Source organism: Corynebacterium sp. NPDC060344 (assembly GCF_042725215.1).
GTDB lineage: Bacteria > Actinomycetota > Actinomycetes > Mycobacteriales > Mycobacteriaceae > Corynebacterium.
In genome coordinates this window covers 1-20,761 of record NZ_JBHXCS010000016.1, presented here as the reverse complement: position 1 = coordinate 20,761, position 20,761 = coordinate 1, and the positions used below count along the sequence as shown (strand labels likewise).

Genomic DNA, 20,761 nt, shown 5'->3' with positions numbered 1-20,761 from the left:
AATCGTGCGTGATGAAAGGTTTGAATTAATGTTTGGAATTGGGAAGCGATCGATGTTTTTTAAGGCGGGTCAGGCGTGTGATGGGGGTCGTCTTGCGGAGATTGAGGCAAGTATCGGCAGGGTTTTGCCGGATGGGTACCGGAAGGTCCTGAAGAAGAGCGGCGGCGGGGTGTTGGGTGAGCGGTACTGTTTTTTGCCGTTGCCGGAAGAGGTGGGTGATGATGGGCTGATTGTCGATCAGATCTACGGGAACGGCCGGATTTCCGGTGGCGATAATAATCTTGATGGTGTGGTGGCATTCCTTGCTCGGGAATGGGAGGTGCCGGCGGAGGTGCAGTTGTTTGCCACTACTGAGCTGGGGATGCATGTGTGCCTTGCGATCAACTATGAGCTGGAGGGTTTTCCCGAGGGGGCGATCCTTGCCCTTGATATGGATGGCGGGGGGCAGGCGCTTCAGGTAGCGGGGTCGTTCGAGGAGTTTGTGGGGCTGTTGGGCCCTGACCCGGATAGTGCTGGGATGGGGTGGACGGAGCCTGATGAGAAGGACTCCGTGCTCAAGGGTGCGTTGTCGGCTGATCTGAGGGAGGGGATTCGTCGCAGTGGTGTCGAGGATGCGGAAGCGCTCGTGCGGAGTGCGGGCTTGAGGGTTGCCAGGGAGGGGTCGTTGGCTCTCTATAACACGGAAGAGTGTCGGCCTCTTTTGGATGTGATTTTCTGGTTGGCTAGTGGCCTTCGGGACTTTTCTTCGGCAGATGAGTACATCGAGGGGGATGGTCTCACCTTTGATTCTTTGGCTGCGAGTAGCTTCTTTCTCGAAGGTCAGGAGCATGGCTTGGGATGGAACGTGCGGACGCTCGAACTGTGGTGGGCTAAACGCGAAAAGGAGGGTGTTCTTGTGGATGTGGGGGGTCATTTTGAGTTCACTCCGGAGTATCTTGAGCAGTTGTTCGCGGATCTGCGGTCGGACCGGTAGGGGCGCGGTCGGTGGTTGTTCGTAGTGTGCAGAGTGTTGGGCGCCGCCTGCTCGTTATGCTCCGGTATTGAAATGGAATGTGTGACGGGGCAAACCCCGAGGCTGCCCGTAGCTTTGTCAACTCGAAGGTGGTGCTATTTCTCCTGACTCTCGGTCAACGCGACCTTTGGATTCGCGAACTCAATGATAGGGCGGCTTGTCGCCGTTGCGATAGTCGCGCGTTGATGGCAGGCGTGGTGCGGGAATGTTAATACAGCCGCCATTCAAATCGAGGGAGTTTTCATGTTTTTGTGCAGCGAGCATTCTCGCGAAAAGTTTGGCTCATGTAGCGATGGGGAAATAGCAAATGCTGAACGAGGGCTAGGTTTGCAGCTGCCGTTGGAGTATCGGAATCTTCTTCGAGATGTTGGAGGGGGTGTGCTCGATGAGGGAGGTCGGTTTTGTTTTCCAGTACGTCAATTGGAGGAAGGTTATTATATTGGCCTCGAATCCACCTTTGGTCTGCATGGAGGAACTATCGACCTGCTGGAATCTCCATCCTTAATGGGGCCGGATAGGTGGGGTGTCCCCATGGAGTTGCTGATATTTTCCATGTCGACTAGTGGGCCTGGCGAGTCGGTCGGGATAAACTATGGACTGCAGCAATTTCCTCCAATGTCGATCATCTATATTGGCATCGGTAGAGGGAATTGCATGATCAAGTTGGCTGACTCGTTTGGAGATTTTATCGACGGGCTGACCTTTGCTCCGGACGATTGGACTTCGTCCGATTAACCCCCCACGCCCGCCTCGACCAGCGCCGCCTTCAGTTTGGCGCGGCCGCGGTTGAGGCGGGTTTTCACCGTCGCCACGGCGACGCCCTGGTGGTCGGCGATGTCCTGGTAGGTGAAGTCGGCGTATTCGCGCAGCACCACGGCCTCGCGGAACTCCGGCGCCAGCGTCGCCAGCGCCTCCCGGACCACGCCGACGGTGGTCACGCGCTCGCCCACGCCCGGCGCCCGGTCGACCTCGTCGTCGCCGGCGTCGGCATCGGGGGTTTCGCGGCGCTTGCGCACGAGCATCAGCGCGGCATTGGCGGCGATGCGGTGCATCCACGTGGAAAACCGCGAATGCCCCTCGAACCGCCCCAGGTTCCGCCAGCCCGCGATGAGCGCGTCCTGCAGCGCATCCTCCGCATCCTGCCGATGCGACGTGATGGACAGGCACACCGCCCACAGATGGTCGCGGTGCGGCGCGACGAGCTCGCGGAACGCCCCCGCATCACCCTCGCGGGCGCGGGCCACCAGCTCCATTTCCGGGCTCATCGTCGGGCTCACCAGTCCAGGTCGGAATCGCTTGGCGACGTATCCGCGCCTCCATCGTCCGCCGTGCCCCCGGCAAAGGGGTCGGGGACCGAGGCGTCGAGAGAATCGCCGGTGGTGTCGTCGAGGGAGTTTTCCGGGGAGCCGTACAGGGCGTCGTCGGTGATGAGGTCGTCGATCCCATCATCCGCCGGGTCCGCGGTGGAGGGGTCGGGGGTTGCGTCGTCAAGCGGATCCGCGGAGTCGTCGGCGAGCCCGATGGAATCGAGGTCGTCGGGGACGATGGAATCGTCGACGTCATGGGCGTCGGCGCTGAGCGCGTAGTCCAGCAGCCCGTCGAAGACGTCGGCGTCCAGGGTCATCGGCGCGGACTCCGCCAGGTTCAGATCCGGCTGGTCGCCGGTCGTGCCGTCGCCGGGAAAACCGTTGTCGAGCATGGCACCTCCCTTTCCGGAGGGGAATTATTCCACGGCCCGCGCCCGGAGGGAACGGGTTCATGGATGGTCGCCGATGGGATGCGCGGGAAGGGCGGAATGTTCCCGGCCGGGGCGGGCCGGAAAAGGAGCGGGGGAGACTCAGCCGTTCCACACCGCGTACCGGTGGCGGTGGTGCTCGCTGAAGCCCAGGCCGCGGTAGAGCGCGACGCCGGCCTCGTTGCCGGAGACCACCTGCAGGTAGCACTCGTCTGCGCCATTGGCCGCGCCCCAGTGCATCATGTGCAGGCCCATCAGCGTGCCCAGGCCGCGGCGGCGCAGGTCCGGGTCGACTTCCACGGCGGAAAAGCCCAGCCAGCGGCGGCCGTCGCCGGACTCGGTGAGCGTGCCGCGGGTGATGGCGACGGTCCGGGGCTCGCCATCGTCCCCATCGAGGACGAGGCGGCCGAAGGACATGCGGCCGTCGATGTCATCGCGAAGCAGCTGCAGGGCACGGCGCGGCAGGGCCTTGCCGCGGAAGTGGTACAGCGCCAGCCACTCCTCGTCGGGCTGGTCGAGGACCTCGGCGCGCAGGCCGGGCAGCGACTCCGGCGCGGTGGCCGCGGGCAGGTCGGCGGCCGAGCGCGTCATGACGACGATCTCCGGCCCCACCTCCCAGCCCTTTCCCGCGACGAGCTGCTCGGCCGGCCGGCAGATGCGGTCGGGCACCGCGATGCGCACCGGCAGATCGTGGCGCGCGTAGAAGGAGCGGATCTCGTCGAGCGGCACCGGCGACGTCCCCGCGCCCGGGCCAATCGGCAGCGCGGAATTGGAGCGCTCCGTGATGCCGTCGCCCGCGCGCAGCAGCCACTGGCCAGCCCACGTCTTCTCGATGCCCGGGAACGCCTTCGCCGTCGCCGTCTCCACCGCGCGGATGTCGGAATTGCGCACCACCTGGTCGGGCAGCGCCTTGACCACGAGCACGTTGTATGGCGTGAAGTCGATGGGCGCCTCATCCGCGTGGGACTTCGACGACGGCCGCACCACCAAGGGGTCCAGCGATTCCACGTGGCCGATGACGTCGGTGACCTTCTTGCCCGACGCCGCGGCCTCCTCCGGCGTCAGCTCGCGGCGCACGATGACGCGGCGGCCCACCGCGACGTCGCCGACGCCCCAGCGGGAGGTCGGCAGCCCGGGATTGTCGGGGTATTCGGGAAGGCTCATGCTGTGCCCTTCGCGGCGTCTGCCGCTTCGTCTCCGCCCCGCCCCTTGTCCAGGGAATCGGGCTCATCGTGGCCAAAGGGATCCTCGTCGACGCCCGGCGTCCACGTGATGCCGGCCTCGGTCCACCCCTCGCGCTTGATCTCCTTCTTCGCGCGGCGCTTCCACCGGCCCGTCAGCACGTCGGTGTACAGCAGGCCGTCGAGATGGCCGACCTCATGCTGGAAACACCGCGCCAGCAGGCCGGTGCCCTCCAGGGTGATCGGCTCCCCGTTCTCATCCAAGCCGGAGACCGTGGCATGGTCGGCGCGGGCCGTCGGAAAGCTCAAGCCCGGCACGGACAGGCAGCCCTCGTCGTCCGAACCGTCGTCCTCCGGCATGCCCTTGGGGATCTCCGAGGTCTCCAGCACCGGATTGATCACGCAGCCGCGGCGGAACTCCTCCGACTCGTCCGGGCAGTCGAAGACGAAAAGGCGCAGGTCAACGCCCACCTGATTCGCCGCCAGGCCCACGCCATTGGCGGCGTCCATGGTCTCGTACATGTCGGCGATCAGCTCCGACAGCTCCGAGACGTCGCCCGTGACGGGGCGGGTCGGATTGTGCAGGACGGGATCGCCGCAAACGACGATGGGCAGGATGGTCATGGGGAAATTCTACGCGCCGGGTTCCGGCGGCCCGGGTGGGCCGTGCTTAAGTGGAGGGATGGACCAGGGGACGGGAGAAGCGGGCGCCGCCAGTGCTGCCAGTGCTGCAGAAGACTTCCTCGGCCGCGCGCTGGCCTTCGAGAGGCGCTGGTCGGCGAAGGTCCGCCGCGGCCCCAGGCAGGCCGGCCGCCGCGAGGAGGCCATCCGCGCCGAATTCGGCATCGGCGCCGTGCGCTACCACCAACGCCTGAACCAGCTGCTGGACACCCCCGAGGCCGAAGCCGCCGACGCCGTCACGGTGCACAGGCTGCAGAGGCTTCGCGACGGGTCGTCGTAAAGCCCCGCTGGCGGGCCGTGCCTAAACCTTTACTTAACAGTTAGGGGGGTGGGTCGTTACGATGGGGGCGTGACCGACGTACATGACCAAGGCAACTTCCCCCGCCCCGGCCGTCACCGCAGCCCCGACGACTGGGACGACGCCCAGGCGGCGCCCGCCGCCGGCGCCGACCGCGACGATGATTTCCGCGACGACAGGGACTTCCGCGACGACCGCCCCGCCGACTCCGGCGGCGGCATGCCCCTGCGCGGCCTGGCCATGATCTGCATCTTCATCGGCGTCTGCCTGATGGGCTGGGGCCTCTACGCCTGGACCTCCGGCAACGACGGCGGCGATGGCGATGGCGGTTCCGGCGACACCGGCACCGTCGCCGAGGCCCCCGCCGATGGTGCGGGCGACCGGCCGGCCGGCGGGCAGCCGGCGGTGGACCCCGAAGGCAACGCCGACGGACGCCCCGACGCCGCCGCGCCGACCCCGGCCGGCCCCGGCGACCAGGACCGCGACTCTGCCGAGGGCGAGATCCGCCGCGCCGACTTCCGCGTCACCGTGCTGAACAACTCGCCCGAGCCCGGCCTCGCCGCCGGCGTCTCCGACAAGCTCTCCGGCGAAGGCTGGGGACGCGGCGACACCGGCAACGCCCCCGAAGGCGAATACGGCGTGTGGGAGCGCACCACCGTCCACTACACCGACGGCAACGCCGCCGAAAAGGCCGCCGCCGAAGAGATCGCCCGCGACAACGGCTGGACCGCCGAACCCCGCCGCCCCGAGATGCGCGACGCGCCCGCCGGCATCGTCGTGGTCACCGCCGTCGACGCCCGGCCCTGACCAGCGCCAACTCCGCCCCCGGCCCCGACTCTGATTCGGGGCCCGGGGGCGGTAGTCTGTTCACGCCCGCCGCGAACCCGCCCACGATGGAGACACCCAGCACCATGAAGCCCCGCACCCGCCGCACCGCCACCGCACTCCTTGCACTGGCGGCCCCCGCGCTGGCGCTGGCGGCCTGCGGCGATGGCGGCACCGACGGAAACGGTGACGGCACCGGCGAGGGCGGGGAGACCACCAGCGCCGCCGTCAGCGTCGCCCCCGACGCCCCTGAGCTCGTCGACGCCGAAGGCGCGTACAACTTCGTCCGCCTCACCGACGACGGCCGCTCCCACATCCTCGGCCACGTCAAGGTCCTCTCCGCCGACGGCTGGCTGGGCCTGGCCGACGACGAGATCACCTTCACCGCCCTCGACGACGGCGAATACACCGTCATCGCCCGCGGCGCCTCCGGCTGCCCCGGCGTCGGCGAAACCACCGACGACGGCCTCGGCGCCCTCGGCGAAATCCACGCCACCGACGGCGCCGCGAAGGTATACGGCACCCCCGCCGAAGCCGACGCCGACGACCTGAGCACCGTCGTCCTCGCCGACTCCGACGACACCGTCATCGCCTGCGGCAAAAGCGTCGACTGGACCGAACCGACGAGCGCGACGGCGACGTCGTAAAGCGGCCCCCGCACACCCCGCCCCACCCGGGTCATTTCGCCCCGCGCACCACCGCGTGTGGTGAAATGGGCGAATGATCGAAGAATTCGCCGGATCACCGCGGCACACGCTCGGCGTCGAGTGGGAAGTCGCCTTCGTCGACCGCGACACCCGCGAACTCGTGCCCTGCGCCACCGACGCGCTCGACATCATCGAACGCGACCACCCCGGGCACCGCATCCAGCGCGAATTCCTGGCCAACACCCTCGAACTGGTCACCGGCGTCCACGACGACGTCCCCGGCGCCATGGCCGACCTGGGCGAACAGCTCGACATGGTCCGCGCCGCCGCCCGCGAACTCGGCGTCGACGTGTGGTCCTCCGGCTCGCACCCGTTCTCCCGCGGCACTGGGCAGAGGGTCAGCGAGAAGACGTCGTACTCCGAGATCATCAACCGCACCCAGTGGTGGGGCCGGCAGATGATCATCTGGGGCATCCACGTCCACGTCGGCGTGCGGTCGGCCGAGCGCGTGTGGCCCATCATCAACGCCCTGCTGGTCAACCTGCCGCACATGCTCGCGCTGTCGGCGTCGTCGCCCGCCTGGAACGGCGAGGACACCGGCTACGCCTCCAACCGCACGCTGCTGTACCGCCAGCTGCCCACCGCCGGCCTGCCGCCGGACGTCCGCGACTGGGAATCGTGGCAGGCGTACATGGCCGACCAGTGGAAATCCGGCGTGATCAACCACACCGGCTCCATGCACATCGACATCCGCCCCGCATCGAAGTACGGCACCATCGAGGTCCGCGTCGCCGACGCCGTCTCCAACACCCGGGAACTCGCGGCCATCGTCGCGCTGACCCACTGCCTGGTCGTGCTTTACGACGACATGCTCGACCGCGGCGCCGACCTCCCCTCCATGCAGTACTGGCACAATGACGAAAACAAGTGGCGGGCGTGCCGGTATGGCATGGACGCGCTGATCATCGTGGACCGCGACACCAACGAGCGCTGGGTGAAGGACGACCTGAACGACCTGCTCGCGCGGCTGGCCCCGATCGCCGAGAAGCTGGGGTGCGCCGAGGAGCTCGCCGGCGTGCGCGACATCGTCCGCGGCGGCGCCGGGTACGAGCGGCAGCGGCGCGCGGCCGGGCGGGCGGGGGCACTGCCGTCGCTCGCCGAGCAGGAGGACGTCCTCGACGTCGAGGCGAAGCTCGGCCACAGCCCGTGGGCCGCGGCCGTCGACCTGGCCGTGCGCGAGATGGAGGCCGGCCGGCCGCTCGAGGGGTAGCCGGCGGCGTGAGGGGTTGCCGGCGGAAGGGGCCGCCGAGCCACCCCCCACCCCGCTACATCCGCGGCTCGCGCCGAAACAGTGCGACCGCCGCGAACGGCCGAATTCGCCGCTCGGCCAATGAGCGCGCGCCGGGTTCGTGCCCTATGGGTGCCGGCGATTTCGGCGACCTGCGGAAATGCGTTTGGCGACGCGGCGTTGGTATCTCACGGGCACGAAACCCGGACTGGGGGATTGCGGACGGCGCTGGGGGCGGTGGGCCGGCCGCTGGAGGGGTAGCCGGCCGGCGGGAGCGGCCGTCGACCTGGCCGTGCGCGAGATGGAGGCCGGCCGACCGCTGGAGGGGTAGCCGGCGCTACAGCCGCGGCTCGGTCTCATCGTCGCGGGACAGCGAATCCCGGTCGATGAGGCCCTCCTTCTGCGACACGTGGCCCAGGCGGTTGCCGATGATCGGCGACGTCATCAGCGCGAACAGCACGATGAGCAGCATCATGCTCAAGTCGCCGTTGACCGTCACGCCACCGCCGCCGTTGGCGAAGATGTGCAGCACGGTGCCCAGCAGCGTCATGGACAGGCCGAGGGTCTGCGGCTTCGTCGACGCGTGCATGCGGCCGATGGTGTCGCGGAACCGCGCCAGGCCGATGGCCGTGGCCAGGCAGAAAATGCCGCCGCCGATGATGAGGGTGATGGAGATGATGTCCACGATGAGCATCAGAAGTGGTCCTCCTTCTCGTCGACGTGCTGCAGGTCTTCCTCGCGGGCGGCCTGCTGGGCGGCGTCGCGCGATGCCTCGCGGGACGCATCCCGCGAACTCGCCCGAACCGTGGCCTTGGGCCGCTTGTCGGGCACGCGGAACCGCGCCACCGAAAGCGAGGAGATGAACCCGAGCAGCGCGATGACCAGCATCGCGTACGCCACTGACGTGTCCATCGACCACGAGATGTACACGGCGAGCATGCCCTGAGACATCGCGATCATCGACTCCAGCGACACCAGCCGGTCCATGGAATTCGGGCCGGCGAGCAGTCGCCCCAGCGCGATGAGCGCGGCGACGAAGTACAGGCCGGCGGTGACGGCGAGCAGGGTGGTGTAAATCTGCGGATCCATCAGGTGTCCTTCCCTGCATCGTTCTGATCGGCTTCATTCCGGCCGACCTTGCCCTGCACCACCGCGTGGTCGTGGCCGAGGGATTCGCCGGCGGGCTCGTCGTCGAGTACGCGGTTCTCGAACGCCTTGACCACCTGCCGCTCCATGCGGCCGAGGTGGGCGACGGTGTCGTCGATCCGCCCCGTCGACGACCCGTCGAGCAGGTGCATGAGGATGGTCTTGCGGCGATTGTCGATGTCGATGACCAGGCCACCCGGCTGCAGGTTGATCAGCGCGATGGCCGACGCCAGCGTCAGGTCGTCGCGGGTGCGCATGGGCACCTCGACGATCGCGCTCGGCGGCGGATCCTGCCTGCGCACCGCCAGCCACGCGACGGTGAACGACGCGACGATGAAGTCCTTGACGAACGTCGCGAACAGCACGATCATCGCCGGCCAATTCACGTCGATGTCGCTGACGGGCACGCGCGGCATGGGCAGGAACACCGAGATCAGCAGCGCGACGCCGATGCCGCCGAAGATGTTGGCCCACGTGATCTCGCCCCACAGCAGCTGCCACATCACCACGATCCACAGGAACAGGATGAACGACGGGCGGGCCTTGCGCCGCTCCTCGCGGCGCACGTGCTTGCTCGGCTTGTCTTGCTTTTCGACGGTCACCGGTCCTCCTCCTTCTCCACGGAATCGCCGGCACTGTCGCCGTCCGAGGCCGGATCGAGGGTGCGGCCCGGGTCGGGCAGCCCCTCCTGGTCATCGTGGTCGCGGACGCCGAGCACCGCCGACCGGTAGCCGTCGACGTCGGAGACGTTCGCGGCGGCGCGGTCGGAAACGATGGACAGTGGCCCGGCCATGACCGTCACCGCGACGGACGCGGCGACGAGGAACACCGTCGGGGCGACCATGCCGAAGGGCATGCGGCCGACGTCCTCTCGCTCCTCCAGCGACACGACCTTGGTGTTCTCCCGCAGCGGGGAGACGCGCGCCAGGGCGGTGTTGCCCTCGGGGGCGTCGGAACGGTCGCGCCAGAAGGCCTTCGACCACACGATGACCATGGTGTACAGGGTCAGCAGGGACGTCAGCACCGAACCGCCGACGAGCACCCACGCGGTGAGCGTGCCGGACTGCGCGCCGGCCTCGATGAGCATGACCTTGCCCAGGAACCCGGAGAACGGCGGGATGCCGCCCAGGTTCAGCGCGGGCACCAGGTAGAGAAGCGCCAGCAGGGGAGAGGCCTTGGCCAATCCGCCGAGGCGCCGCAGCGACGACGATCCGGCCTGGCGCTCGATGAGGCCGACGACCAGGAACAGCGCCGTCTGCACCAGAATGTGGTGGACCATGTAGAAGATCGCGCCCGACAGTCCCAGCTCGTTGCCCAGGGCGATGCCGAAGATCATGTAGCCGATGTGCGACACCAGGGTGAACGACAGCAGACGCTTGACGTCGTTCTGGGCCATGGCGCCGAGGATGCCCATGATCATCGTCGCCAAGCCGGCCCACATGAGCACCTCGTCCAGCGCCCCATCGGGGAACATGACCGAACGGGAGCGGATGATGGCGTAGACGCCGACCTTGGTCAGCAGGCCCGCGAAGACGGCCGTGACCATCGAGGGCGCGGTCGGGTAGGAGTCCGGCAGCCACGACGACAGCGGGAACACCGCCGCCTTGACCGCGAAGGCGACCAGCAGCACCGCGAAAATGGCGGTGCGGGTGCCCGACGGCAGGCCCTCCATGCGGATGGACACGTGCGCGAAGTTCACCGTGCCGACCGAGGCGTAGACGAAGCCGATGGCCATGAGGAACACCATCGACGACAGCAGGTTCACCATCACGTAGCTCACGCCCGCGCGGATGCGCGACGCCGAGGCGCCCAGGGTGAGCAGCACGTACGACGCCAGCAGCAGCACCTCGAAGCCGACGTACAGGTTGAACAGGTCGCCGGCCAGGAAGGCCATGGACACGCCCATGTTCAGCAGCATGTACGTGGGCACGAACACCGAAATCGGGTCGTCGTCGTCGCCGTCGCGGATGCCCTGCCCGATGCCGAACCAGTGGACGGCGAAGAGCACCAGCTGCGAGACGGCGATCATGATCGTGGACAGGCCGTCGGCGACCAGCGTGATGCCGATCGGCGAATTCCAGCCGCCCACCTGGACGGTGTGGATGCCGTTGTCCTGCACCAGGTACACCAGCCACACCGACAGGATCAGCAGCACGATCAGCGCCGCCATGCTCAGCAGCTGCTGCAGGCGCGGGCGCCGCGAGAACAGCAGCGCCAGGCCGGCCGTCACCGCCGGGATGAGCACCGGCATGGGGATGAGGAAGAGGATCAGTTGCTCAGTCGTCACCGGACACGTCCTCCTCCACGGGCTTTTCGAAGCTCTCCGGGCCGAACTTGTCGCCGGCCTCGGTCGGACGGCCCGTCGTCGGGTCGTCGGAGCGGTCATGGTCGGGCGCCGCGGACGGGTCGTCCGGCCGGCGCATGGCCACGAACTGGTCCTCGCGGTCATCCTGCACGTGGTCGCCCACGCGGTAGCGGTGCTGGCGGTACGCCAGCGCCAGCAGGAACGCCGACAGGCCCATCGTGATGACGATCGCCGTCAGGATGAACGCCTGCGGCAGCGGGTCCGCGTTCTCGGTGTAGGGGATCGAATCGCGGCCCCAGATCGGCGGATCGCCCGGACCGCCGCCGCCGATGAGGATGAGCAGGTTGATGCCGTTGCCCATCAGCAGGGCGCCCATGAGCATCTTGGTCATGGCGCGGTCCAGGAACAGGTACACGCCGGTGGAAATGAGCACGGCCACCGTCGCCAGCAGCACGAAATTGATGATCACTTCGCGGCCTCCTTCCCGGACTTGTAGCGGAACTGGCGCGTGCGCCCCAGCTTGGTCAGCGTCACGCGGCGCGAGCGGGCGCGCTCGGCGCGGCGATCGGTCTCGACGTCGATGCGCCCGCCGAGGCTGCGCAGGACGTAGGTGACGGTGCCGACGACGATGAGGTAGACGCCGACGTCGAAAAGCAGCGGGGAGACCAGGTGCATCTCGCCGATGAGCGGGACCTCCAGGTCGACCACGAGGCTCGACAGCGGCGGCCAGCCGATGACCATCGGCCAGAACACCGCGAGCGCGGAGGCGGCCAGGCCGGCGCCGAGGACCTTGTCCGTCGACCACGGGATGGTCTCCGCCAGCTCGTAGCGCCCGCCGGCCAGATAGCGCAGCGTGACGGCCAGCGACGCCACCAGGCCACCGGCGAAACCGCCGCCGGGGGCGTTGTGGCCCGCGAAGAACAGGTACAGCGACAGCGCCATCATCGACGGGAACAGGAAGCGCGTGGCGACGACGACCATGATCGGCCGGCGGCCCGCATCGACCTTCGACCCGGACGTGGTCAGCCAGCGCGGATTGCGCTCGCGGCGGGTGCGGCGCGTGGTCACGCGCGGCAGGTTGTGCACCGTGTGCGTGCGGAACACCAGCGAGGCGATGCCCACGGCCACGATGACCAGCACCGAGACCTCGCCGAAGGTGTCCCAGGCGCGGATGTCGACGAGCAGCACGTTGACGGCGTTGGCGCCGTGGCCGTCGTCGAGCGCGATCTGCGGGATCGCCTCGGAGACCGGGGCCTCGTTGCGCGCGGCGATGGCGAAGGCGCCGATGATCGCCGCCGTCGTGCCCACCGCCACGGCGAGCCACGCCCGGGCGCGGTCCATGCCGGCGGACTGGTTCGACGTCTTGGCCGGCAGTGTGCGCAGCACCAGGACGAACACCACCATGGTGATGGTCTCCACCAGCAGCTGCGTCAGCGCCAGGTCCGGCGCGCCGTAGAGCGCGAAGACGATGGCCAGGCCATAGCCGGTGACGCCGACCATGATCACGCCCGACAGGCGGTTGCGCATCCGCGTCGCCGCCAGCGCAGCGATGATGATCAGCAGGGCCGCCGCACCCTGCGGGGCGGTGCCCCACAGTTCCATGCGCAGATCGTCCCGGCTGCCCAGCACCAGCGCCGAGAGCGGCAGCAGGATGAAGACGCCCAAAATCGTCGCCTCGGTCAACGGCAGCGAACCGCGCTGCGTCGCCGCGGTGACCCGCAGCGACAGGCGGCGGGCCATGTCCAGCACCCAGTCGTACGCCGTATCGGCATCGCCCAGCGCCGGCTGCGCGAACTGCAGCTCGCGGACGAGCATCCGCTGCCAGTGCATGATCGCGCCGGTCAGCAGGATGACCGCCGTCAGCACCAGCGGCACGTTGAAGCCGTGCCACAGCGCCAGATACGTGTCATCGGCCGACGCGGGGAAGGCCGCGGAGAGGTAGGGGCGGATGGCGGCGTCGTAAAGCGACGGCGCGAAGCCCGTGACCAGCCCGGCCACGGCCAGCAACCAGGCCGGCGCGAGCATCATCGGGCTGGGCTTCTGCATCTCGCCGACGGCCTTGGACACGCCGCCGCCGGTCGCATGCGTCGACGGCTTCGTGGCGAAGGCCGCATGCATCATGTACAGCGAGTACGCCACCGTGAGAATCGAACCGACGACCAGGCCGATCGCCGTGAACACGCTGGGCATGCCGCGCAGCGGGTCGGCGTGGAGCACCGCGTCGAGCGCGGTCTCCTTGGCCACGAACCCGAACAACGGGGGCACGCCCGCCATCGACGCCGCGGCCAGGGCCGCGATGATGAACATCTGCGGGCGGCGCGAGCCCAGGCCCGACAACTGCCGCACGTCGCGGGTGCCGGTCGTGTGGTCGATCGCGCCGACGATCATGAACAGCGTGGCCTTGAACATCGCGTGGCCCAGCGTCAGCGCCAGCGCCGCGAGCATCGCCGCCCGCGTGCCGATCGACGCCACCGTCATGATGAAGCCCAGCTGCGACACCGTGCCGTAGGCCAGGATCAGCTTCAGGTCCTTCTGCCGCAGCGCCATCCAGCCCGACATGACCATCGTGGTCAGGCCCAGCGGGATGATGGCCAGATGCCACGTCGGCGTCGCGCTGAACGTCGGCGCGAGCGTGGCGACGAGGAAAATGCCCGCCTTGACCATCGCCGCCGAGTGCAGGAACGCCGACACCGGCGTCGGCGCCGCCATCGCGCCCGGCAGCCAGAAGTGGAACGGGGCGATGGCCGACTTGGTCAGCGCGCCGATGACCAGCAGCACCACCGCGGTGGCGATCGCCGGGGACTCCAGCTGCTCGAGCGCCAGCGCGCCAGGTTCAGTGAGCTGCGAGAACTCCCAGTGGCCCGTGGTCTGGCCCATGAGCACGATGCCCACGAGCATGATCAGACCGCCCATCGTGGTCACCAGCAGCGCCTGGCCCGCCGAACGGCGAGACGACGCGCGCTCGGCGTAATAGCCGACCAACAGGAACGACAGCACGGACGTGATCTCCCAGAACACGTACATGAGCAGCATGTTGTCGGCGGTCACCAACCCGTACATGGCCGCGGCGAACAGCACCATCTGGGCGGCGAAAGAGCCCAGGCGGCGGCGCTGGCCGGGTGGCGGGTCGTGGAAGTAGCCGGCGCAGTACACCAGGACGAGTACGCCGACCGCCAGCACCAGGGTGCCGAACAGCGATTCCAGCGGCCCCAGGCGAAGGACGATGTCCATGTGGACGGCGGGCATCCACTGGATTCGTTCGACGGGGATCGGGTGCGCGGTGCCGGATTCGCCCAGCGCATGGCGCACCAGATGAGAGCCGGTCCACGCGGCACCAACCGCGAGAGGAAGGGCGAGGAGCACGAAACCGCGCCTGCCCAGCCGGCGAATCGTCCACGGTGCCAGCGCCGCAGTGGCGATGAGGAGGCACAGGAGGACGGTCACCCCACCAATAATGCTGAAAACGAGTACATGTCCGCAACACGGATCACCCTCGGCGAACGCCGAGGGTGATCATGGGGGCCCCTGGTCGACCCCGGTGGGGGCCCGGGTGGTTTCGGTGACTAACCGTACGTGCTTACCCGTGCAGGCGGTTCGCCGCGCAGGTCATCGCGGTCATGGTCGCCGCCTCGGGCGTGGTGCCGAAGCCCATCGCCCACACGGAGCTGTTGTTGTGCGTCGCGTAGAGGAACGTCGCGGTCGCCTCGAAGATCTCGAACTGGTGGAACTCGAGGATCTCCACGCGGTAGCCGGAGTCCGCCATCAGGTTGGTCACGGCGGACACGGGGCCCATCGCGGTGACCTCGCGGAAGTCGGTGCGCTCCGCGTCGGTGCCGCGGCCGGTGGTGATGGTCGCCCGGAACGTCGAGCGGCCCGCCAGGCCCTTGGTGGAGGTGAACTCGCGGATCGCCAGCGAACCGCCGGTCGGCGAGTACGTGGTCATGAACGTGCGCCAGTCCATGCCCCGCGCTTCCTGGCGCAGGCCGCGGGGGAGGCGGTGGCCGAAGCGGGCGCGGAAGGGGTCCTCGGTGAACGTGCGGGTGGTCGCGTCCGCCTTCGCGGAGGGACGCTTCCCGCTATAGGTCATCGTCGTCGAGGTGTTCTTGTGCGTGCGGGTGGTGAACATTCTTGTGCGGTCCTTCGAAAGTCTTTGAGAAGAAGAATTTGGTGGTGGACCGACCCATGGATGCGTGGGTGCGTAGCGGCCAGAGACCCCGTGTGGAGGGGTCAGTCCATGCCTCCACCGGGGTTCGTAGCCTTGGCTACTCGCGTAAGTCGAATGTTCTTCTGCATGTCGGCAACCGTAGAGCAACGCCGGGGCGTCCCGCAACAAAAATAGACAAAGTTGGGTGCCCCAGGTCACACCCGTCGCCCCACCCGTAACGCGGGACGGGGCCCGAATCAGCGCCCGATGGTCGCCAGGATCAGGGCCTCGGCGACGGCGATGTCGCGGATCTCGCGGGGGTCGACGGACTCGTCGGACGAGTGGATGCGGCACTGCGGCTCCTCCACGCCGTACAGCACGATGTCGGCGCCGGGCACGGCGTCGAGAAGCGTCGCGCACAGCGGGATCGACGCACCCTCGCCCATGCGCTCGGTCTCGCGCCCGTAGGACGCGGCCAGGCAGGCTTCGACGTGCTTGACGACGTCCCCTTCCACGTCCGCCTCGAACGACGACGCCAGCACGTCGCGCGTGACGGTGGCGCGGGCGTTCCACGGCACATGGGATTCGAGGTGGGCGACCAGCTTGTCCTGGGCCTCCTTCGGGTCCATGCCCGGCGGCACGCGGAGATTGAGGTGCGCGGTCACCGACGACGGGATGGCGTTGACGGCGTTGGTCGCCGGCGGGCAGTCGATGCCGGTGACGATCAGCGCCGGCCGCGCCCACGTCAGGTCCGCCACCGAGGCGCCCGTGCCGTCGGAGACCAGGCCGACGCCATCGAGCACGCCGGCGTCGGAGCGGAACGTATCGGCGTCGTAGCCCAGGCCCTCCCACGTCTTGCCGCAGTCGAGGCCGTCGATGTTCGTGGCGCCGTTCTCGTCCCGCAGCGAATCGAGCAGCCGCATCATCGCCGCCAGCGCATCCGGCGCAGCACCGCCGAACATGCCCGAGTGCACCGGCCCGGCCAGCGTCTCCAGCGTCACGTCGACGTCGGCGGTGCCGCGCAGCGTGGTCACCAGCGTCGGCCGGCCCACCGCGACGTTGCCCACGTCGGCGATGAGGATGACGTCGGCGGCGAACAGCTCCGGCCGCGTCCGCGTCAGATCCTCCAGGCCCGCCGAACCGCGCTCCTCGGAGCCCTCCACCACGATGCGGATGCCGGGCAGCTCGATGGGCGACGCCGGGTCGTCGTCAAGCTCCTTCAGAGCCCGCAGCGCCCGCAGGGCCGCAAGGTGCATGACCACGTTGCCCTTGCAATCGGCGGTGCCGCGGCCGTACCAGCGGCCATCGCGCTCGGTCAGCGTCCACGGATCGGCCGTCCACGCGGCGACGTCGCCGGCCGGCTGGACGTCGTAGTGGGAATAGAGGAGAACCGTCGGGCGGCCCTCCGGCGCGGGAACATGGCCGGTCAGCGCGATGGAGCCGTCGACCGTCGCGTGGGACTCGAGCTCGATGCCGGCGTCCGCGAACTGCTTTGCGACGAGCTCCGCCGCGCCCCGGCAGGCATCCACCGTGTCGGCATCGCCGTGGACCGAGGGAAACGCGACGAGATCGGTCAATTCCTTCTTGATCGCGTCGCCATCGGCGGCGACCTTCTCGCGGATCGCCGTGACGAGGTCGGGGGAGATGGTGTTCTTCGGCTCGGTCTGGTCGGTCTGGTTCAGCTCGGTGTCGCTCATGGGCGCCAGCATAGGCGCGGCCCCGGATCTCGCGGGAGGTGCCATATCTTGCACTCGCAGGGGTCGACTGCTAGAAACAGGGGTTAGCACTCGCGTTGAGCAAGTGCCAACAACGTGAAATGAAACAGCTGGGCCGGTCGAGGCCGCGGGTGACACTTACCGCGGCCGAATGCCGTCGCGGGCGCCGGGCCAGCACCGTCCAAGTGTCGTCGACCATCAACGGAGGATCGCAGCCTCATGGCCAAGATCATTGCATTCGACGAGGAGGCCCGCCGCGGCCTCGAAAAGGGCCTGAACACGCTGGCCGACGCCGTCAAGGTGACGCTCGGCCCCAAGGGCCGCAACGTCGTCCTGGAGCGCAAGTGGGGCGCGCCGCTCATCACCAACGATGGCGTGTCCATCGCCCGTGAGATCGAGCTCGAGGATCCCTACGAGAAGATCGGCGCGGAGCTGGTGAAGGAGGTCGCCAAGAAGACCGACGACGTCGCCGGCGACGGCACCACCACCGCCACCGTGCTCGCCCAGGCGCTCGTGTCCGAGGGCCTGCGCAACGTCGCGGCCGGCTCGAACCCGATGGGCATCAAGCGCGGCATCGAGAAGGCCGTCGAGGCCGTCACCGCCGAGCTGCTGGCCACCGCCAAGGACATCGAGACCAAGGACCAGATCGCCGCCACCGCCGGCATCTCCGCCGGCGACCCCGCCATCGGCGAGCTCATCGCCACCGCGATGGACAAGGTCGGCAAGGAAGGCGTCATCACCGTCGAGGAGGCCAACACCTTCGGCCTGGACCTCGAGCTGACCGAGGGCATGCGCTTCGACAAGGGCTACATCTCGGGCTACATGGCCACCGACCTGGAGCGCCAGGAGGCCGTCCTCGAGGATCCGTACATCCTCCTGGTCTCCGCGAAGATCTCCAACATCAAGGACCTGCTGCCGCTGCTGGAGAAGGTCATGCAGTCCGGCAAGCCGCTGCTGATCATCGCCGAGGACGTCGAGGGCGAGGCCCTGTCGACCCTGGTCGTGAACAAGATCCGCGGCACCTTCAAGTCCGTCGCCGTCAAGGCCCCGGGCTTCGGCGACCGCCGCAAGGCCATGCTGCAGGACATCGCCATCCTCACCGATGGCCAGGTCATCTCCGAGGAGGTCGGCCTGTCCCTGGACACCGCCGATCTGCCGCTGCTGGGCCGCGCCCGCAAGGTGGTCGTCACCAAGGACGACACCACCATCGTCGAGGGTGCCGGCGCGCAGACCTCCATCGAGGGCCGCGTGAACCAGATCCGCGCCGAGCTGGACAACTCCGACTCGGACTACGACCGCGAGAAGCTCCAGGAGCGTCTGGCGAAGCTGGCCGGCGGCGTGGCCGTCATCAAGGCCGGCGCCGCCACCGAGGTCGAGCTGAAGGAGCGCAAGCACCGCATCGAGGATGCCGTGCGCAACGCCAAGGCCGCGGTCGAGGAGGGCATCGTCGCCGGCGGTGGCTCCGCGCTGCTGCAGGTCGCCCACGTGCTGGACGACGAGCTGTCCCTGTCCGGCGACGAGGCCACCGGCGTGCGCATCGTCCGCGCCGCCCTGGCTTCCCCGCTGAAGCAGATCGCGCTCAACGCGGGCCTCGAGGCCGGCGTCGTGTCCGAAAAGGTCTCCGGCCTGCCGCAGGGCGAGGGCCTCAACGCCGCGACCGGCGAGTACGTCGACCTCATGGCCGCCGGCATCAACGACCCGGTGAAGGTCACCCGCTCGGCGCTGCAGAACGCGGCGTCCATCGCGGCGCTGTTCCTGACCACCGAGGCCGTCGTCGCCGACAAGCCCGAGCCGGCCGCCCCGGCCATGCCGGGCGGCGACGAGATGGGCGGCATGGGCGGCTTCTAGGCCCCCGCGCCGGCTCCCACCGAGCCGCAGCCCGATCGAGGGCCCCGCATCCCACGGTTTCCCGTGGATGCGGGGCCCTTGGCTTTGCGACGGGCCGGCCACCACGTGGTCGTCGTCAAGCAGGGCAGTGGCCGTCGGGAACCTGCCCGGCTACCGGTACCGCCAATCGTTCTCGACCTCGAGATTGAAATAGATGTCGCGGCAATGGCCCCGATCCCAGCGGGACTCGGTGCGCGGATGGCCGAGGGCATGGCCGACCTCGTCGCAGATCTCGGCGATGATCTCGTTGAAGCGATTGTCGACGTCGTAGTCCGTGTACCGGAGAACCTTCACGTCCCGGCGCACCAGATTGTTCTGGCGGGCGCGATCGACGCGGAACACCTCCTCGTTGGCGTGGTACATCAGGGAATCGAACTCCACCACCAGGTTTGCCTCCACGATGTAGATGTCCCAGACGTACGGGCCGATCCGCACGTTGAGATGCACCGTCCACCCGCGCATCTGGATCGCGCGCGCGAGCTGGCCCTCCACCTTCGACCGGCGATTCTCCGGCGCCCACTCCAGCAGCGGGAGCAGGCGGTTGGCGTGGCGCGCGGGAAGGGCGCGGGCGTCGGCAATCACCCCGATGCGCGAATCCATGGTGGGGTAGCGGGTGTCGATGGTTTCCGCGACGGCCCTCGGCGTCCAGATGTCGAGCAGGTCGACGAGGGTTTGCGCCGGCGTCGTGAACGGCAGCCCGGCGATCGTGGTCTGCTGGACGCGGTCGCGCGGATGCCCCTTCGCCCCGCGCGGGCTCTTGCGGCTCCGCGGGACGATGACGTCGAGCTGCTGCGGTTCCGTCTTCTTCAGGCCGTGCGCGTACGCCGCGATCCGATGCGAGAAGACGGCTTCCGGCGACCTGACCAGCACAAGCTCCATGCGCAGGCGAATCTCCGGGATCGTGAGCACGTAGCAGCCGCGCGTCTCGCGGATGAGCCGGCCGCGGTCGAGCAGCACCGCGAAGTCCGTGCGCGTCAGCCCGAGTGCGAGCAGCTCCTGGCGCGTCCAGATCCGCGGTGGCTTGGGTGCCGTCTGCGCGGGTGGGCTGGTGGTCTGATTGTGGCTGGCGTGTTCGTTGCGTGCATGTTTATGTCCCGCGCCCGAGTTTCCCCCGCGGAACCGTTCCCCCGAATGGTTCATGGGCGCATCGTGGCACGGTTTGCGGCCGCGCGCTCGCCGAGATGCCGATCGGCTGCCCGGGCTTAGTGTCGTATGGTCAACGCTCATGAAAACGGGGTGGCATAAGACCAGGTGGTCAAGTCTGCTACTTGGGAGCGTTGACCATATGGCACTAACGCCTTCGCGTCAGCCTTTCTCGGCCCCTCGTCCGTGCCTCGCCCGCCCAGCATCTGTCCGTGCCGGCCGCGTGCCCTCGCCACCGCCGGCCTTCCCGGGCTTTTTTGGAAAGGCGGTAGTGGATTGGGCCGGCATGGTCTCACTACTTCATGCTTGACGACGGCCCGGCCACCACATGGTCGCCGTGAAGTGGGCGAGTGGCCGGCATTTGCTGGCCGTGGACGCTGGCCTGGCGGGCTTAGTGTCGTATGGTCAACGCTCATGAAAGCGGGGTGACATAAGCCCAGGTGGTCAAGTCTGCTACTTGGGAGCGTTGACCATATGGCACTAAGGCCCGCGCGACCGCCACCCGGCCGGGTCAAGTCCAGGGAAGTGGTGTACGTACCTTTCGAATAAGCCGGACTATCTACCGGCATCCGGGTCCTGCCCGAGCAGGGCAATAATCCCCGATCACGCCAGAGCCCCCACACCCATGGCCGCGGTGCCGTCGGCGTCTATGACGCCGGCGGCCATGGCCTCGGCAGTCTGGCCCAACGCAGTCAACGACATGTAGCGCTTCTGCTGGATCCAGTCGTCGTGCTGCTCGGCCAACACGGCCCCG

19 protein-coding genes and 2 pseudogenes are annotated in these 20,761 nt (G+C 68.3%); 7 read left to right on the top strand and 14 right to left on the bottom strand.

What is annotated here, in order from left to right; all coding sequences use genetic code 11:
- Window positions 1-4 precede the first annotated feature (4 nt).
- Together ACFWGD_RS12635 and ACFWGD_RS12630 are read left to right on the top strand one after the other, a co-directional pair.
- Entirely contained in the window at window positions 5-973 is a 969-nt protein-coding gene (locus tag ACFWGD_RS12635; protein WP_377779044.1) for an SMI1/KNR4 family protein, read from the top strand.
- Window positions 974-1,255: 282 nt separating this feature from the next.
- Complete coding sequence (locus ACFWGD_RS12630; RefSeq protein WP_377779043.1) at window positions 1,256-1,747, top strand: SMI1/KNR4 family protein; 492 nt, start codon at window positions 1,256-1,258, stop codon at window positions 1,745-1,747.
- Here ACFWGD_RS12630 and ACFWGD_RS12625 read toward each other — a convergent pair.
- The 4 genes and pseudogenes from ACFWGD_RS12625 to ACFWGD_RS12610 form a co-directional block, all read right to left on the bottom strand.
- Window positions 1,744-2,277, bottom strand: coding sequence for an RNA polymerase sigma factor (locus ACFWGD_RS12625; protein ID WP_377779042.1), 534 nt, complete (start codon window positions 2,275-2,277; stop codon window positions 1,744-1,746). The genes ACFWGD_RS12630 and ACFWGD_RS12625 overlap by 4 nt on opposite strands.
- A gap of 8 nt (window positions 2,278-2,285) precedes the next feature.
- Entirely contained in the window at window positions 2,286-2,711 is a 426-nt protein-coding gene (locus ACFWGD_RS12620) for a hypothetical protein (RefSeq protein WP_377779041.1), read from the bottom strand.
- Between the two features lie 138 nt (window positions 2,712-2,849).
- On the bottom strand, window positions 2,850-3,911 hold the full coding sequence (locus ACFWGD_RS12615) for a GNAT family N-acetyltransferase (protein ID WP_377779040.1): 1,062 nt from the start codon (window positions 3,909-3,911) through the stop codon (window positions 2,850-2,852).
- Window positions 3,912-3,976: 65 nt separating this feature from the next.
- Window positions 3,977-4,552: pseudogene (locus tag ACFWGD_RS12610) on the bottom strand (peptide deformylase); the annotation flags it as partial.
- Window positions 4,553-4,610: 58 nt separating this feature from the next.
- Between ACFWGD_RS12610 and ACFWGD_RS12605 the strand changes: the two are divergent.
- From ACFWGD_RS12605 to ACFWGD_RS12590, 4 genes are all read left to right on the top strand, one after another.
- Entirely contained in the window at window positions 4,611-4,889 is a 279-nt protein-coding gene (locus ACFWGD_RS12605) for a DUF3263 domain-containing protein (protein WP_377779039.1), read from the top strand.
- A 69-nt stretch (window positions 4,890-4,958) separates the two neighbouring features.
- Window positions 4,959-5,714 (top strand): LytR C-terminal domain-containing protein, encoded by a 756-nt coding sequence (locus ACFWGD_RS12600; RefSeq protein WP_377779038.1) that lies wholly within the window; start codon window positions 4,959-4,961, stop codon window positions 5,712-5,714.
- Window positions 5,715-5,818: 104 nt separating this feature from the next.
- Window positions 5,819-6,379 (top strand): hypothetical protein, encoded by a 561-nt coding sequence (locus ACFWGD_RS12595; protein ID WP_377779037.1) that lies wholly within the window; start codon window positions 5,819-5,821, stop codon window positions 6,377-6,379.
- A gap of 73 nt (window positions 6,380-6,452) precedes the next feature.
- Window positions 6,453-7,649: a glutamate--cysteine ligase gene (locus tag ACFWGD_RS12590; RefSeq protein ID WP_377779036.1), complete on the top strand. Its 1,197-nt coding sequence runs from the start codon at window positions 6,453-6,455 to the stop codon at window positions 7,647-7,649.
- 355 nt (window positions 7,650-8,004) lie between these two features.
- Here ACFWGD_RS12590 and ACFWGD_RS12585 read toward each other — a convergent pair whose 3' ends face one another.
- The 8 genes from ACFWGD_RS12585 to ACFWGD_RS12550 all read right to left on the bottom strand — a co-directional run bounded on the left by ACFWGD_RS12585 (window position 8,005) and on the right by ACFWGD_RS12550 (window position 16,959).
- Window positions 8,005-8,361, bottom strand: a complete 357-nt coding sequence (locus ACFWGD_RS12585; protein WP_377779035.1) for a monovalent cation/H(+) antiporter subunit G — start codon at window positions 8,359-8,361, stop codon at window positions 8,005-8,007.
- On the bottom strand, window positions 8,361-8,756 hold the full coding sequence (locus tag ACFWGD_RS12580) for a monovalent cation/H+ antiporter complex subunit F (RefSeq protein ID WP_377779034.1): 396 nt from the start codon (window positions 8,754-8,756) through the stop codon (window positions 8,361-8,363). Before ACFWGD_RS12580 ends, ACFWGD_RS12585 begins: the two co-directional genes overlap by 1 nt.
- Window positions 8,756-9,415, bottom strand: a complete 660-nt coding sequence (locus ACFWGD_RS12575) for a Na+/H+ antiporter subunit E (protein ID WP_377779033.1) — start codon at window positions 9,413-9,415, stop codon at window positions 8,756-8,758. The genes ACFWGD_RS12580 and ACFWGD_RS12575 overlap by 1 nt, the downstream gene beginning before the upstream one ends.
- Window positions 9,412-11,100: a Na+/H+ antiporter subunit D gene (locus tag ACFWGD_RS12570; protein ID WP_377779032.1), complete on the bottom strand. Its 1,689-nt coding sequence runs from the start codon at window positions 11,098-11,100 to the stop codon at window positions 9,412-9,414. Before ACFWGD_RS12570 ends, ACFWGD_RS12575 begins: the two co-directional genes overlap by 4 nt.
- Window positions 11,090-11,587: a Na(+)/H(+) antiporter subunit C gene (locus ACFWGD_RS12565; protein ID WP_377779031.1), complete on the bottom strand. Its 498-nt coding sequence runs from the start codon at window positions 11,585-11,587 to the stop codon at window positions 11,090-11,092. Before ACFWGD_RS12565 ends, ACFWGD_RS12570 begins: the two co-directional genes overlap by 11 nt.
- Window positions 11,584-14,562 (bottom strand): Na+/H+ antiporter subunit A, encoded by a 2,979-nt coding sequence (locus ACFWGD_RS12560; RefSeq protein ID WP_377779030.1) that lies wholly within the window; start codon window positions 14,560-14,562, stop codon window positions 11,584-11,586. Before ACFWGD_RS12560 ends, ACFWGD_RS12565 begins: the two co-directional genes overlap by 4 nt.
- Window positions 14,563-14,695: 133 nt before the next feature.
- Window positions 14,696-15,244: an acetyl-CoA acetyltransferase gene (locus ACFWGD_RS12555; RefSeq protein WP_377779029.1), complete on the bottom strand. Its 549-nt coding sequence runs from the start codon at window positions 15,242-15,244 to the stop codon at window positions 14,696-14,698.
- A gap of 275 nt (window positions 15,245-15,519) precedes the next feature.
- On the bottom strand, window positions 15,520-16,959 hold the full coding sequence (locus ACFWGD_RS12550) for a dipeptidase (RefSeq protein WP_377779028.1): 1,440 nt from the start codon (window positions 16,957-16,959) through the stop codon (window positions 15,520-15,522).
- Between the two features lie 237 nt (window positions 16,960-17,196).
- Between ACFWGD_RS12550 and groL the strand changes: the two genes are divergently transcribed.
- Window positions 17,197-18,825: a chaperonin GroEL gene (groL, locus tag ACFWGD_RS12545; protein ID WP_377779027.1), complete on the top strand. Its 1,629-nt coding sequence runs from the start codon at window positions 17,197-17,199 to the stop codon at window positions 18,823-18,825.
- A gap of 150 nt (window positions 18,826-18,975) precedes the next feature.
- Here groL and ACFWGD_RS12540 read toward each other — a convergent pair whose 3' ends face one another.
- Both ACFWGD_RS12540 and ACFWGD_RS12535 read right to left on the bottom strand, forming a co-directional pair.
- Window positions 18,976-20,004, bottom strand: a complete 1,029-nt coding sequence (locus ACFWGD_RS12540; protein ID WP_377779026.1) for a DUF559 domain-containing protein — start codon at window positions 20,002-20,004, stop codon at window positions 18,976-18,978.
- A gap of 606 nt (window positions 20,005-20,610) precedes the next feature.
- Window positions 20,611-20,761: pseudogene (locus ACFWGD_RS12535) on the bottom strand (IS256 family transposase); the annotation flags it as partial.